This is a genomic window from Pedobacter superstes, from assembly GCF_037622515.1.
GTDB classification, from domain to species: domain Bacteria; phylum Bacteroidota; class Bacteroidia; order Sphingobacteriales; family Sphingobacteriaceae; genus Paradesertivirga; species Paradesertivirga superstes.
The window spans coordinates 290,934-305,797 of the sequence record NZ_JBBJCN010000004.1; the positions used below are offsets into that span (position 1 = coordinate 290,934).

At 40.2% G+C, this 14,864-nt stretch carries 6 protein-coding genes; all 6 read right to left on the minus strand.

The annotated features are described in order from the left end of the window. Positions 1-55 precede the first annotated feature (55 nt). Positions 56-2,872, minus strand: a complete 2,817-nt coding sequence (locus WG906_RS13285) for a glycoside hydrolase family 95 protein (protein WP_339993184.1) — start codon at positions 2,870-2,872, stop codon at positions 56-58. Positions 2,873-3,332: 460 nt separating this feature from the next. Further along, positions 3,333-4,928, minus strand: coding sequence for a glycoside hydrolase family 28 protein (locus tag WG906_RS13290; protein ID WP_339993185.1), 1,596 nt, complete (start codon positions 4,926-4,928; stop codon positions 3,333-3,335). Positions 4,929-5,106: 178 nt separating this feature from the next. After that, positions 5,107-6,657: an MGH1-like glycoside hydrolase domain-containing protein gene (locus WG906_RS13295; RefSeq protein ID WP_339993186.1), complete on the minus strand. Its 1,551-nt coding sequence runs from the start codon at positions 6,655-6,657 to the stop codon at positions 5,107-5,109. A 27-nt stretch (positions 6,658-6,684) separates the two neighbouring features. Continuing rightward, positions 6,685-9,432, minus strand: a complete 2,748-nt coding sequence (locus WG906_RS13300; protein WP_339993187.1) for an alpha-d-galacturonidase — start codon at positions 9,430-9,432, stop codon at positions 6,685-6,687. A gap of 220 nt (positions 9,433-9,652) precedes the next feature. After that, positions 9,653-11,428 (minus strand): RagB/SusD family nutrient uptake outer membrane protein, encoded by a 1,776-nt coding sequence (locus WG906_RS13305; protein WP_339993188.1) that lies wholly within the window; start codon positions 11,426-11,428, stop codon positions 9,653-9,655. A 16-nt stretch (positions 11,429-11,444) separates the two neighbouring features. Next, entirely contained in the window at positions 11,445-14,747 is a 3,303-nt protein-coding gene (locus tag WG906_RS13310) for a TonB-dependent receptor (RefSeq protein ID WP_339993189.1), read from the minus strand. Between the last annotated feature and the right edge of the window lie 117 nt (positions 14,748-14,864).

Genomic DNA, 14,864 nt, shown 5'->3' on the forward strand with positions numbered 1-14,864 from the left:
AACAAAGCGCTTTAAACTGCCCATTTTATCATCTCGCCCCCCCTGTCATCTCCTTTTACATTTTTTTCAGTGTCCCATTAAACTTATACTTCTTCCCTTTTTTAGTCGAAATACTTATTTCCTTACCTGCATATCGTACCACACAATCTTCACCTGCTTTTGAAAGAACTTCAAGATCTGTTAATGTTCCGTTTTTCCATTTGAAATTGAGCTCAAAGCCTCCCCTCGCGCAAATACCTTTAACCTCTCCTTCTTTAAAATCAGAAGGTAAAGCAGGGAGAATATCAATATATTTTGTATGGCTCTGCAACAGCATTTCACCAATTCCAGCCGCCCCGCCAAAGTTTCCATCGATTTGAAAAGGAGGATGCGCATCGAAAAGATTAACATAAGAACCACCGTTCCCACTGGCTGGTCGTAATAGCATCTTCACCATCTTCATAGCATGTTCGCCATCTTTAAAGCGAGCCCAGAAATTTATTTTCCATGCCAGACTCCAGCCTGTTCCTTCATCACCACGGTATATTAACGACTGCTTTGCCGCATTCATAACAGCGGGATTTGTGTCCCACGTTATATCATTTCCGGGATGAACTCCCCATAAATGAGACACATGACGATGCTTATTTGTAGTATCATCTTTATCTTCAAGCCACTCCTGCAGCTGGCCATACTTACCAATTTGATTAGGGGCAATCTGACTGACTTTAGATTTTAAAGTTTCGCGAAAATCGGCATCAGTATTTAATATCTCGCTTGCCCGGATGCTTACATTGAATAATGTCCTGATAATTTGGTGATCCATCGTTGGCCCGGAAACTAAACCTCCATTTTCGGGCGAATTAGAAGGTGTACTGATTAACCAGCCGGTTTTAGAATCTTTTATCATAAAATCAACATAAAACTTAGCGGCCTCCTTCATAATCGGATAAGCCCTGTTTCGTAAGAATTCTTTATCCTGCGTAAAAAGGTAATGTTCCCATAAATGCTGACTAACCCAACCTGCACCTCCTACCCAAATTCCATGATTGGACGCATTGATCGGAGCCGTGCCACGCCATGCGTCCGTGTTGTGATGCAATACCCAACCCGAAGCATTATAATGTGCTTTTGCGGTTTTTTTTCCTGTTTCAGCTAATTCTTCGACCATTTTAAAAAATGGCTGGTGCATAGGAGACAGGTTTAAGAGTTCCGCAGGCCAGTAATTCATTTCCGCATTAATATTTGTCGTGTATTTACTCCCCCACGGCGGGCTAAGAAGATCATTCCATATTCCCTGGAGATTTGCAGGGCGTGTACCGGGTCTTGAACTTGAGATTAACAGATATCTACCGTATTGAACATAAAGGGCCGCAAACGAAGGATCGTTCGATTGAGAAAATTTCGCCAGACGTTCGTTTGTCGGCAGGGAGTTATCCTCTTTTCCCAGAGTAATCGAAAATGGATTATAATATTGCCTATATTCTTTAATATGCGCATCCATTACTTTGAAGTACGTTTTCCCTTTTAAACTTTGCAAAGCATTCTCACATAAAGAAAGAGGCTTACCCGAAACGTCCTGATAATTCACATAATTAGTGCCTGCGGTAAGATAAAGCGTCACTTCATCTGCTCCTTTTACAACAATCCTGTCCTTTTCTACAAGGGCAGTTCCATTTTTGGATTCGACACGCAGTAAGCTTTCACCCTGTAAAGCTCCGTTCCTGACCTTTAGGGAAAGACCAAGAGTTTTTTCATCGACTTTTCTTGTTGCATAGTTTTTATGCGGGCTGCTCAGCAAGGTTTCAAAACTGATACTCTTGGCTTTATCGGCACTTATATGGATAACAATAGCCTGGTTTGGCTGACTTACGAAATACTCACGTTTATAATTTACCCCATCAATAGAATAAGTGGTTGTTGAAACAGCAGTACTTAAATCCAGTTGACGTTTGTAATTAGTTGCTGAAGCTGCTCCTGTGAAATTTAAAAAAACATCACCGAAGGGCTGATAATCAGCCTGAAACTTTGCAACAGCCGGTGGTTCATCATTTTGTATTTTGTACTTCCATGGCTTAACCAGTGAAATCCCTGTTGCCATAGTACCACTCTGCGGATATACAGCAATGTGACGGGTTGTATCTTTATATCCCGCAATCCCTCCTTTATCTAAATAGTTTAAAACCTGGATGGCGATAGTATTCCTTCCCTTTTTTAAAGAGCCTTTCGGGACGATGTATTTTCTTCCTTCAGTGCTGTTTGTGGATCCGATAAGCTTTCCGTTAACGTATGTAAAATCCTGATCACGAATGCGGTTCAGATCCAGAACGAGATCCTTTCCCAACCACTTATCCGGAAGTTCAAACGTTGTGCGAAACCACACAGCACCATCGATTTCTAAGCCCTGGGTTTCCCAACCCTCATAAGTAGGAACATTAAAAAGTTCCCATTTGCTATCGTCGTAATTTTCAAGTGATGGATTACCTTCCATTCCCTGAAAAGAACGCATATCGCTAAGCCATTTTTCACGCTGGCCTTCAGTGCTTTTCATGCCCATAAACTTTTCCGCAGCAAGATCCTCCGCTTCTTTTTGCTTGCCTTCTGAAAGCAATTTCCTTAGCTCTGAAAGGTAGTTTCCGGCACCTTCTCTCTGATAATTTCTTGGCTCACCAGTCCATAAAGTCTCTTCATTAAACTGAATACGGTCGCTTTCCAATCCTGCAAAAATCATTGCACCCAAACGCCCGTTTCCAATTGGTAAAGCATCGGTCCATTTCTCTGCTGGCTTAGTATACCAGAGTTTATACGCCTGGTTCTGAGCAAATGAGTTTGACACGAGAACGTAGCCGAAAGCTAAGAAAACGAGAAAAATTTTACTTAAGAGGTATTTCATTTATTCTGGTTAATATTAGTATTCCATTAATTGAAAAGTGTCTGACACCTTTGAGGTGTTTGACACTTAATGCCTGGATAAAACCAGTCCGAACGCTTTCAAGGTACGGGTGAAGACACCAACACCGGAATCCGCTGCTGTTAGTGTACTGCCGACCGCTTAACATAATTTGATCGGCGATTTGCATAGGCATGAAATCCGGTGGAGCGCTGGCCCGAGCAGAACGGCGGGCCGGGTGCTTTGCCCGTGCGGCTGAAGCTTCGTTCTGTTCTTGAATTTATTCACTTGTTGTCTATTTTATTGGTGTTCATGGACTCGCTATGGCTCGGCATTGGTGACTTTTGTTTCAAGACAAAAGTTACTAGGCCCCCGCGGCTATGAGCGGATTGCAAGAGGTTTTGTGAAGCAACTTGGAAGTTCTTAGATCTGTTCATATCATGTCAACAATTTGACGCCTCAATTATCTAACAATATTCCTCTGCTCAAGCTGAACAATTTCAGTCACGCCATTTTCCTTCACAATCGGTGTTTTAACGTTTCTAAAATTATTTCCATCAAGCGTGATGCTTTTGGTTTTGTCGCCTTTAAGCTTTAAATACACATCTGTTCCTGCCGGAGAAAACGAATCGTAGATAAAAGCTTCCTCAACGTTTGTAAAATCCAAAACAGGCACATTTGCGTGCGGACTGAAGGATTTCACATTATCAACCTCCAGAATTCTGACATTCTCAGCCTTTATTGATGGACCTATTTCTGTATTTACCTGTACATTATGAAACTCTATTCTTCTGGCTTCTTTAATATTAAATCCTGTTTTTGAGTCTATGTTAATATCATTGAACGTAATATTTTCAACGGGCATTTCTACAAGGCCATTAATAAAACAGGCCTCGTTAATACCTGAACCAGTAATGTTGCTGAAATGAATATTTCTGAATTGCGGGGTACGTTCCGAAACCGGCTCAGGATCTGTTTTTGCATATTGAAGATCGAGTACAATAGCCTGATCCCTGATATTTTTCATCACGATGTTATCCACCCTGATCTCTTCAACAATTCCTCCCCTTCCCCGTGCAGATTTAATACGTATACCACGATCGGTTCCATCGAAAATGCAGTTTGAAATGGTGATCTTTCTAACACCTCCAGACATCTCACTGCCAATAACCACACCTCCGTGACCTGATAACATTGTAGAATTAGTGATTGTATAGTTTTCAGCCGGCGTATTCATGGCCCGGCCGGGTTTATCCTTACCTGATTTGATCGTGATGCAATCATCACCCACACTGATATGGCAGTTAGATATATGAACGTTATTGCAGGATTCAGGATTTATTCCATCAGTATTTGGAGCAAACGACTTAGGATTAAGGATGGTGACCCCGTTGATCGTCACATTTTCTGAAAATTGAGGATTAACAGTCCAGAATGGTGAATTCTGTATAGTGATCCCTTCAATCTGAACATTCTTGCAATACATGGTCTGTATAAAAGGAGGACGAAGAAATCCGCGCTTCATTTGCCTTGGATCATCAGGTAAAAGAATGTCCTTATTCAGATCATCAAACATAAGCTGCCATTTAGAGCGCGGCTGGCCTTCCTTATACCCCTCAACAAAATTCCACCATTTTTTGCCATGACCATCAATTAACCCTCTTCCAACTATTGCTATATTTTCTGCTTTATATGCATAGAACAAGGGCGAAAAGCTGGTTACATCCACACCTTCGTAGCGGCTCTTAACCATCGGGAGATAGTCATCGAAATTATCGCTAAAATGAAGCTCTGCTCCTGCATCAATTAAAATAGTAATATTACTTTTCAAGTGAATGGAACCGGTAAGGTATTTACCTGCCGGAAAATAAACAGTTCCTCCTCCAGCCTTAGATGCGGCTTCTATTGCTTTCTTAATAGCAATGGTTGCTAACTTAGTGCTGTCATTTTTGGCCCCGTATTTTACCACATTGTAATAGCTTTGAGCTGATGCAGATATTGAGGAAAAGCAAATCAGTAAAGCGGCAATTGTGAAAAGTCTCAAATGGTTCAATTTCATTATCTTTTGTTTATTTCTACAGGGTTTATTGCGTTCAGTTCTACGGAACGTTTTGTCACTTCGACGCAGGAGTGATCTTTTTATTAATTCTAGATCTCTGGCTAAGGTCAAATGTCAAAATGTATTTGCTGCACTTAAACCTATTTTGTTTAATATTTTAGACCTATTGGGTTCATTCTTAAATCAACCTGGTCTTAATTTTCTTTAACTTATCAGACTTAGCGATTTCTTTGCCATCAGCAAAAACTCTAAACCCCTTGCCTTTACCATATTTAGTTCCGTCCTTATCCCAAAGAAAGGTTAGCATTTTTCCGTGATAAGATACCTGATCGAGGCAAAACCAATCCCATTGACTGTCGGGCAAAAGTGGATTAACTTCAAGAATATTGTCAGGTCTGGGTTTTAAACCAACGAGGTCATTAATAATCAGATCAGCAAATCCTGAATGGTTATAAAACTTACTGCGGGGATTATCGCCTTTGAGCCACTCCCCGGTTTTTTCATCCTGGTACTCGCCAATATAAGTTTTGCCATTCATTTGATGAGACATCGCATATTTATGAAGTTCATCATAAAAGACCTGCTTTGTCATCGATCCCTTATGCTTGTAATTGGTAAGCAAATTTGAAAGTCCTTTTAGTGTCTGAGTAGTTGCATAGGGCCAAACCGGGCCATCCCACTCGCAACCGTGACCAGAACCGTGGGTTCTGAAAAGGGGATGACGCCTTTCAGCCGTGGTTAATCCCCATGGAGCATTGAAACCGCTTTTATCAAGCAATTGATCCCATTGTTTCGCATATTTAGCTTTGTCTTTAGGAAGGTCAAAATACCAGGGTATAAAACCAATAGCCTCCCGGGCATCGCATAATCCACCTTTTTCGTATTGCACTTTAAAGAAAGAAGCCGAATCGTCCCATAATTGTTCGTGAACCGCCTTTTTCAAAAATGAAGCCTTTTTCTCATACCTTCTTTCTAAAGTATCGTTATTAAACATTTTAGCCATTTCCGACAATGCTGTTGCGTTTCCATACATATAACTATTTATCGTTGGCCTGATATTCTTATCCTTCCGGGATCCGCTAATAGATTCTTCCATCGCATCACGCACATCGAATTGATAAAACATCTGATTTGGAAGTTGCTTCTCCAGCTCCCATTTGCGATAATCGGCATCAAGCTCCGGCAAAAGATTCGCAAGAAAAGGTTTATCAAGAGCAACTTTATAATGGTCGTAAACAGCATCCTGTACCCAGCTGCTGAATGCATGAAAGCGTTGAACCTTATGCTTAGGGTCGATATAGAACCAAAAATTAATGTAATCTTTAATATACTTCTGATTGTGCAGCCATCGACCTTCGTTTATCTGGTGCCCTAACCCGCTGCTTATCGCATTATATTTTCCTGCATGATTGGCAGGTGTAATAAATTCGGTAATGACGTGCCCTTCGGGAGTTTGTTTGATATGCTTCCGGTAAGACCACCAACGGAAATAATATATTTTTTCTATGGCAGAATCCGGACAGTCAAACAAAGGGATATTGGCTGAAAGCCATTCAAATGATTGAGCGTTTGGAACAAGATTAATAACCGCCTCCTCTTTATCCTGGGTGTTAAACTCGGATACATACCTACTCAGATCTTCCGTTTTTAATACCTTCTGACTTTGAGAAAATCCTATATTAAATTGTAAGATCGATATAAAAACTACACTTATATATTTATAATTCATTGCTAATATACTTTAGAATCAAATTTATCATTCAAATAACCAGTCGATTTCCTTTCCGTATGCACCTAAACCTGCATTATAAATTTTTACTTCCTGGTTTCCATCAATAAAACCCAAAATAAGCAATGCTCCTTTTGGAAGGTTTAAGGTATGTGTTCCTTCTTTAAACGAATATGAGTGAACATTTACTGTGGGTAATTTTCCAGCTAGCAAAGCATTTGAAATCTTTATTTCCCCCTGTCCATAATCATTGGCACTGGCATCGGTTTCCAATTCGGGAGCTTTCGCAAAAGCAGTTTCCTGCGCCTTAAAATATCCAACCAATAATTTAACAGGCTTTGAAGTCGAAAATTTCAGACTTGTACCTGATTTTAACTGCTGAGCTTTAACAAAACGTATTGCTTTTAATCCCTGGAGTTCAACGGCAACATCACTCAACTTCACAACTGAGTCGGCAAAAACAGATTGGTTCGGAGACAGGGTATAAAATGATCCTGTTTTACTTAAGAGTTTAACATCAGCATTTTTAAAAGGCATTTTCTTGTTATTGCCTGCAGCCTTGTTAGTTTTTAATGAATCAATACTCTTCTTAAAAGTATTAAGTTCCTTCTCAAAAACCGGAAGCATTTCATACCAGTTGATATAGGTAGCATCAACTCCGCGCATTGGAATTTTGCGTTGAGAGGTTTGCATGCTATTCGCATATAAATAGGAATCTTTGGTAAATTTCACCAGTTCGGCATAGTGCTTAACACTGCTTTCAAGAAATGGAAGGGCCTTGTCTAAATCGCTTACATCATCAGAATATTTAAATCGTAAAACAGCGACAGCCGCCTTCGCCTTATCTGAATAATAATTTGCCATTGCATTATAACAATACATATCATTTTTCAAGCGTTCGAACTCGTCTTTATTTTTTGTGACAAAAGGGGCAGCTTTTTCAATGGCTTCCACGGCTTTCCTTCCATGAATTACTACTTCCTCTGCAACCTGTATGGGTGTTTCTCCAATATGCTTTTCATGTTTAGCTTCCTTTTCAGCATACTCTATAATCATTTCACCTTCCGGCGCTTCCGACTCGTAAAGCATTGTAAACAAACCGTAACGGAAGGGATTAATCAGTTGAGTCATCAACATTCCTAAAGTCAGGGTTTGGCGATTACCATCAGTAATTCCGTATCTTCTTAATAATTTTGGCGAAATTTCTCCTGCCTCTTCCTGGGCGGCAAGCACTTGTTTACCCTGATCTGCATTTAAACCAAATGTTTGCGCCAGAGAATTACCCCAGTAATTAACCTCTTCATTTCTGTCGCGATTAGCTTTCCAGGCATATCTCGCCCATGTTTTATACCACATCCAGTCGCGTTCGACCTGCAATAAGCGTTCTTTAGTTTTATCTGCGGTATATGGCCAATCCCAATATGATGCCTGGGGATACAAATGAAGTCCGTTTGCTTCATAAACATTGTGCATGGCTTGAACAGATTTTTGAATAAAATCCGGCGAACTGTAGCGAAAAGGCTCAAGATTAGCCAGTATATGGACATTCTGAATATGTACAGTTCCAATTCTGCTTAAACTTCTATGCAGCTCGGCCCATTTTCCACGGGGAGTATAGGTTGTAAGAGCCTCACCATTGTACTTTGCCATTGTGTATAGGTTTTTATAAAGCGGCAAAGCATCTTTCATGACCCGGGGAGCATCCGAGTCATGGGCACGGAGAACGATCGGAGGTTCATTGGTTTGCCCCAATGCCTTTAGGCCATCCTTAACACCCGGAATAATAGTTTTCGTAAACCAATCCACATCATCCTGCCCCGCACCTTCCATGGCTTCACCTAAGGTAATAAGTAAACCTACGTTGGGATATTTCTCTACAAAAGCAGCGATTGATTTACGGGTATAATCTGCGATTAAAGGAACAATTGGCCTGTTTCTTTCCTGAGTTTTTATATTATGCTTTTCAGCAAAAGGTTTGGACACGATAATATTATAGAACATCTGGATCACCCAGATACCACGTTTGTCTGCCTCTTCTGTAAGAAAGCGGAACATTTCTTCATTCTTTTTAAAGGTAGCATCATCTACTTCTACAGCATAGGGATAATCTTTAAGTTTTACCAGGGATGCAAATGGATGTCCGTTCCACAAATACAAAGAGTTATAACGGTTTTCTACCATCATATCCAGGTATTTTGTCCAGTGTTGTTTATCGTAAAACCAGGGAAAAGTTTCGGGAGTATATGGATATTCGTACACTGTTCTGCCCGGAAGATAATATGGTTTTTGAAGCCCGATACAGGTACCGCGAAGAACCATTTCTGGTTTATCAGAAACATTAAGATTATCAGGAAGCTTCCCCTCAGATTTAATACGCTCCGCAAGTTCAATGCATCCGTACAAAGCACCTGATGCATCTGTTCCGGCTATGATTGTATTCTTTGCTGATGCGATTGCAAAGCCCTCTTTACCCGAATTGGCATTTAAGGTAAGTTTGTACGCCGATGCCGATTTTTTAATTAAGTCGCTGCCGGCTAATCCCACAACAATAACCCCGGATGTTTTAGGAAGCTGGTTCTGCTGAAGCACGGTCGCTTTAATTCCTATTTCTTTTAACGCTTTGCTCAGATTTTCTGCTCCGAATATTAATCGGCTATGGCTGTTTAAAGGGATAACTATCGTGATATTCTTGACTTTTTCGACAGACTCGGCTGATGGAATAGCAAAAAACACGATGCTAATCAAGGTCAAAACAAAGGGCGTAATTTTTTTCATCTAATCTTCTGCTTAGAAAATTGTGCGTGTGATTGGGTATTATGGTTAGATATCAAATTTAGAATTAAAGCAACCTGATTCTCTGTAACATTTTCTCAAAGTACTATAGGATATTAGCGAAAAATGCAACTAAACCGTTACAAAATCGGATAATCCTGAACAATAAAAAACGGGAAAGGACTGAAACCCTCCCCGTTCTATTTTAAATTCAGATATTAGATCAATTATATCCCGGATTATTTCCGAACTCCGCCCCGTTTAGGAGGGAGTTTAATTCTTCCTGACGAATAGGTCTTAAACGATGAAAAGGCTGCACGTCTGTGATGTCGGAGTTTTTGGTTCTGATGAAATCCACGAAATCCTGACCGTTATTCCCATATTTAATTCGTTTTACATCAAACCATCTAACGTATTCGCCACATAACTCCCTGGCCCTCTCCTCTAAGATAAAATCAATTCCTCCTGAAGTTAGGGTAGCCCCGGTAATTTGCATATCTGCAACTTTTCCAGGCAATGCAGCACGAGTTCTTAAGACGTTTATTAATATTGCCGCCTCATTAGGATTAGCTAATTGATATTCTGCTTCTGCAGCAATGAGATACATTTCAGCTAAACGCATCACCAAAATATCTCTGGTTCCTACTCTAGAGATTGGAGTTGCCCTATTTGGGTCCATAAACTTTTTAAAATTAATGTAATCTCTTGTTCCTGCTCTAATAGAGCCATTTGCAGCGTAAATACTGTCCCGGTCAATTACGACGTATGGGCGTTGGGCTTCATTAGTAATACGTTTTTTAGTAATATATAAGGAAGTATCACGCCCAGTTACTATTACTCTACCGGTTAAAGCCGCGCTTTTTTGAAACTTTGCAATGTTTGCAGAGGTCCATGTAAAGTTCTGAGAAGTATTTGCTATCCATATTTCTTGAAAAGAGGCAGCATAGCGTGCATCTTTGCTTTCATCAAAATAATCGAGCAAAGTTAAGGTTGGCATTAAACGGCGCTCATTATCGTAACCGTATGCGAGGCTATATTCTAAGGCGGGTTTTAAATCTCCGGTGTAAGGTGTTTGGAATGTCATGAACACACGGTTAGCATTATCTTCTATATTCAATCCTATGTTAGAAGATATACTTATAGTATATAATGCCTCTTTGTTTCTTTTGTTATTCGCAGGATTCCACAAATCTGCAGGTGTAGCCCATAAATCAATTCCAAATTCAGATTTTCTGCTTATCACTTCTTTTGCTAAATCTCTGGCCTTGGCGAAATAGACATCCGCTTCAGGCTTGTTTCCAGCAGCTAAAGAATAATAAGCTCTTGACAAATTTGCCCGGGCTAAAAAACCAAGCGCAGACTTTTTGCTGGCTCTGCTATATTCATTTCCCCAATCCTGTTGCAAGGGAAGATTTGCGGCAGCAAATTCCAGATCGGAAAATATTAATTGATAAAAATCATTTACTGAACTTCTGGTAGCTGTTAATTCTGGTTCCTTAGTTTCAGTGGTACGTAACATCACTCCCCCCCAGGTTTCTACGATATGCCAATAGTAAAAAGCTCTTAGAAAACGTAACTCACCTTCACGTCTGTTCCGTTCAGTTGCATTAGTAAAACCCGCATCACCAATTCGCTCTAACCCTGCATTACAAAGATTAATTCCTTTCCAGAGATTGGTCCAGGTTGCCCTTACCGGATTCCCTTGCAATGGAGTGAGGTTAACATATTTAGTAAGTTGCTGGGCGTAGGTGTTTTTTTCCCTGTTAAACCAAAGGTCAGTACCACTTTCGCTCATAAATATTCCATCCTCTTTCCCATACCAGTTTCGCTGATCCGAATATGCAGCATTTACGAGGGTAACGAAACCCTGTGGAGTATTCCAGGCAGCATCAGCTGTAGCTCCGGACGGATTATATTCATCCAGCTTCCTGCAAGATGTAAATCCTGCGATGAGCACTGTAAAAAGACATCCTGTATATATATATATAATATGTTTCATGACTAATATCTAATAATTACAAATCAAAATTAAGTCCAATAACAAACTGTCTGCTTAAAGGCGACGATTCTGCGCCACCTCTTTCAGGATCATAATCTTTAATTAAATCGTTTTTTGTGATTGTAAACAGATTTGATCCTGTTGCATACAATCTGACCTTTCCGGCAGAGATCTTATTGGTAATGCTTTGAGGAAGTGTATAGCCAAGCGTTACATTCCGAAGCTTTACATATGAGCCATCTACATAGGTAAGCGATTGATATCCTGTATAGGTATTCAGTGCGGCTCCCCAACGTGGACGAGGAAAGTCGTTTGAAGGATTTTCAGGAGTCCAGTAATTAAGCATCGCAGGACTGTTACCAGTTCCTGATGGATTATAACGGCCCAGAAATTCTGCGTCTATGGTTTGGCCAATTCTTGCAACAAGAAATAAATTCAAATCAAAAGCCTTATAGCTTAACGTATTTTGAAAACCTCCCACCCATTTTGGTACAGTAGAGCCTACATATGTATAATCTTTAGCATCCAATATCATGTCGCCGTTTAAGTCTGCCAACTTTATATCTCCAGGCTTAAATGTTGTGCTGCCAGCTTTATATCTTGCGGCCTCTGCCTCTTCGTCAGTCTGCCAAATGCCAAGTTTTTGATAAGTATAGAACGAACTTATAGGATGACCAAGCAATAAAGAATTCTCTTCTGTACCTGAGGCTGCTATAATATTTGTCCCGTTGATTAATTTGGTAATCTCCTCTTTATTTCTTGAATAAGTAAGAGTTGAAGACCACCTAAAATCCTTTGACTGGATATTTGTTGAGTTGATTGCCAGTTCAATTCCCTTATTCTGTGTTTCACCTATATTTTCATAAATCCTGGTAACACCAGATGATAAAGGCAAGTCTCTAGGAAGAAGAATATCTGAAGTAATCGTGTTATAAAAATCAAGTGTTGCACTCACTCTGTTATTAAGAAATGCCACATCTAAACCGATATTTGTAGCGGCAGATTTCTCCCACCCTAAAGCTTCATTAGCAACTGTTCCTTCAAATAAATATGCAGGGGCAGCAACATCTCCAAAGCCCATTCTGTTAAACGGAACAAGTAAGCTTTGTGTTCCGTAAGGTGCAATGTTATAGTTTCCTGAAACTCCATAACTGGCTCTTAATTTAAGATTAGATACCGTCGACTTGAGGGAAGTAAAGAAAGCTTCATCGCTTAAATTCCAGCCAATTGCCGCTGATGGAAAGAAATCCCACTTTTTACCTTCGGATAAACGGGAGGATCCGTCGAAACGACCTGAAACCGTTAGCAGATATTTGCCTTTATAGCTATAATTCAGTCTTCCGGCATAGGCCATATTATTCCAGCCCACATATTCTGAATTTATAGTTCTTGCTCCCGCATCTGCACTGGTCGAACCAAGGTTATAAAACAACTGAGAGGACAATACCTGGTTAATGCCTTGAGCAAAAGTCATATCTCCATCACTCTGAAGGTAACTTGTAATACCTGTCAGTGTAACAGAATGATCTTGTATTAGCTTATTGTAGGTCAAAACATTGTCCCAGTTTATAAACCGGTTAAAACGATTTCTAACAGATGCCTGAGAAATTCCGGTTGTATACCGCTGCAAGGATTCTTTATCATTGAACATTCCATTTTTATTAAAAAGGAAGTTGGTGCCAAAATTAGACTTGAAAGAAAGACCCTTTAAAGGACTTAGTTCAACAAATCCATTCGCAATGATATTAGTGGCCAACGTATTATTTCTTGCTACAAATTCTGTTGCCTCGTCAGCTAAAGGACTTATATTTCCCCCTCTTTGTCCGGCTACTAATAGCGGATACAAATCAACCTCGCCGTTATCGTCATATGCCGTGCCCAAGGGACTAACAGACATGGCCTGACTTAAGGGGTCGTTTCGGAGATTTTGCTTTGAATACGTAACCTGGGTTTGAACCCCAGCCTTCGCCCATTTATTTATGATCTGATCCACGTTAAAGCGACCGTTATAGCGGTTAAAATCACTGTTTCGCAACATTCCGGTTTCACCAAAATATCCTATTGAGCCAACAATTCTGGTTTTCTCCGTTCCGCCGTTTAAGGTTAAAGAATGACTTTGCTGAGCACCATTGCGTTGAAGCAGATCATACCAATCGATCCATTGGCCATTTTGATAAGCACTTAATTCGCCAGTTTCGGTAAATATTTTATCATCATTCGCCGGACTCGTCCAAATACCTGTAGTTCTTCCCGCTTCTCTTCTTAGTTGTAAATATTCATCACCAGTTCTCAAATCCGGGAACCGATAATTATTTACGCCGTAATAAGCATTATAATTCACCCGGGTTTTTCCTGCAACTCCTTTTTTGGTAGTTACGATTACAACACCATTTGCTCCCTGAGCACCATATATAGCTGTTGATGAGGCATCTTTTAAGACGTCAATGGATTCGATGTCATTCGGATTCAAGGTTGATATATCGCCGCCCTGAAAGCCATCAATAATATATAAAGGGCCGTTTCTGCTGGCCAGTTCATCCCTGGTGGCAATGGATTTATTTCCTCTAATGGTAATGTTTGTACTAGCACCAGGTACGCCCGAAGACCGTGTAATATCAGCTCCCGCAATTCTTCCCTGTATTGCTTCCGCAGCGTTGTGTGTAGGAACACGGGTAATATCTTCCGCCTTAACCGATGCTACAGACCCTGTCAAATCGCGCTTTTTAACTGTTCCGTATCCAATTACTACAACTTCTTCAAGAGAAGCGGCATCTGCCTGAAGGCGAATATCCACGCGGCTTTGATTCGGTCCCACACTAACTTCCTGTTGTTTAAAGCCCAAATAACTAACAACCAATACAACAGGTTCATTACCGGGAACATTTAATGAAAAAGCACCATTAACATCCGTCGAAACGCCTAAATTAGTTCCTTTCAACTTTACACTTGCCCCAGGCAGGGTTTCACCCTGTTCATCTTTCACCGTTCCCGAGATAGTGTAATCCACTAAAGAATTTTTGTCATTAACAGACTTAATAACAATCATTTGATCAATAACCTCAAACGTAAGCGGCTGGTTTTGAAGCACCTGTTTCATTATCGTTTCTATTGATGCTTCTTCTGCAAAAACCTTGATCCTTTGATTAAGTTTTATCTGATCATGCCTGTAAAAAACGGTATAGTCACTGCTTTGCTCAATTTTCTTAAGCATTTCTTTTACCGTTGTATTCGCCTCATTCATTGTAAATGAATTCTGCGAATACCCTGCAGCATGAATCTGCATTACACCGAAAAAGATCAAAATAGTTGTAAGCTTCATAGCTCTTAAAATTGTTCGCCCAATAGGAACAGCGAATAGAGAATTTCTACACAAAAAAATCATAAATTTGGTTTATTATACTAGTTAATACTACGCTTCCCCAAGCTATGGGTATTA

Excerpts from the sequence above, each read along its gene's own strand:
- WG906_RS13285 (WP_339993184.1), bottom strand. The coding sequence starts at position 2,872 with ATGAAATACCTCTTAAGTAAAATTTTTCTCGTTTTCTTAGCTTTCGGC.
- WG906_RS13290 (WP_339993185.1), bottom strand. The coding sequence starts at position 4,928 with ATGAAATTGAACCATTTGAGACTTTTCACAATTGCCGCTTTACTGATT.
- WG906_RS13295 (WP_339993186.1), bottom strand. The coding sequence starts at position 6,657 with ATGAATTATAAATATATAAGTGTAGTTTTTATATCGATCTTACAATTT.
- WG906_RS13300 (WP_339993187.1), bottom strand. The coding sequence starts at position 9,432 with ATGAAAAAAATTACGCCCTTTGTTTTGACCTTGATTAGCATCGTGTTT.
- WG906_RS13305 (WP_339993188.1), bottom strand. The coding sequence starts at position 11,428 with ATGAAACATATTATATATATATATACAGGATGTCTTTTTACAGTGCTC.
- WG906_RS13310 (WP_339993189.1), bottom strand. The coding sequence starts at position 14,747 with ATGAAGCTTACAACTATTTTGATCTTTTTCGGTGTAATGCAGATTCAT.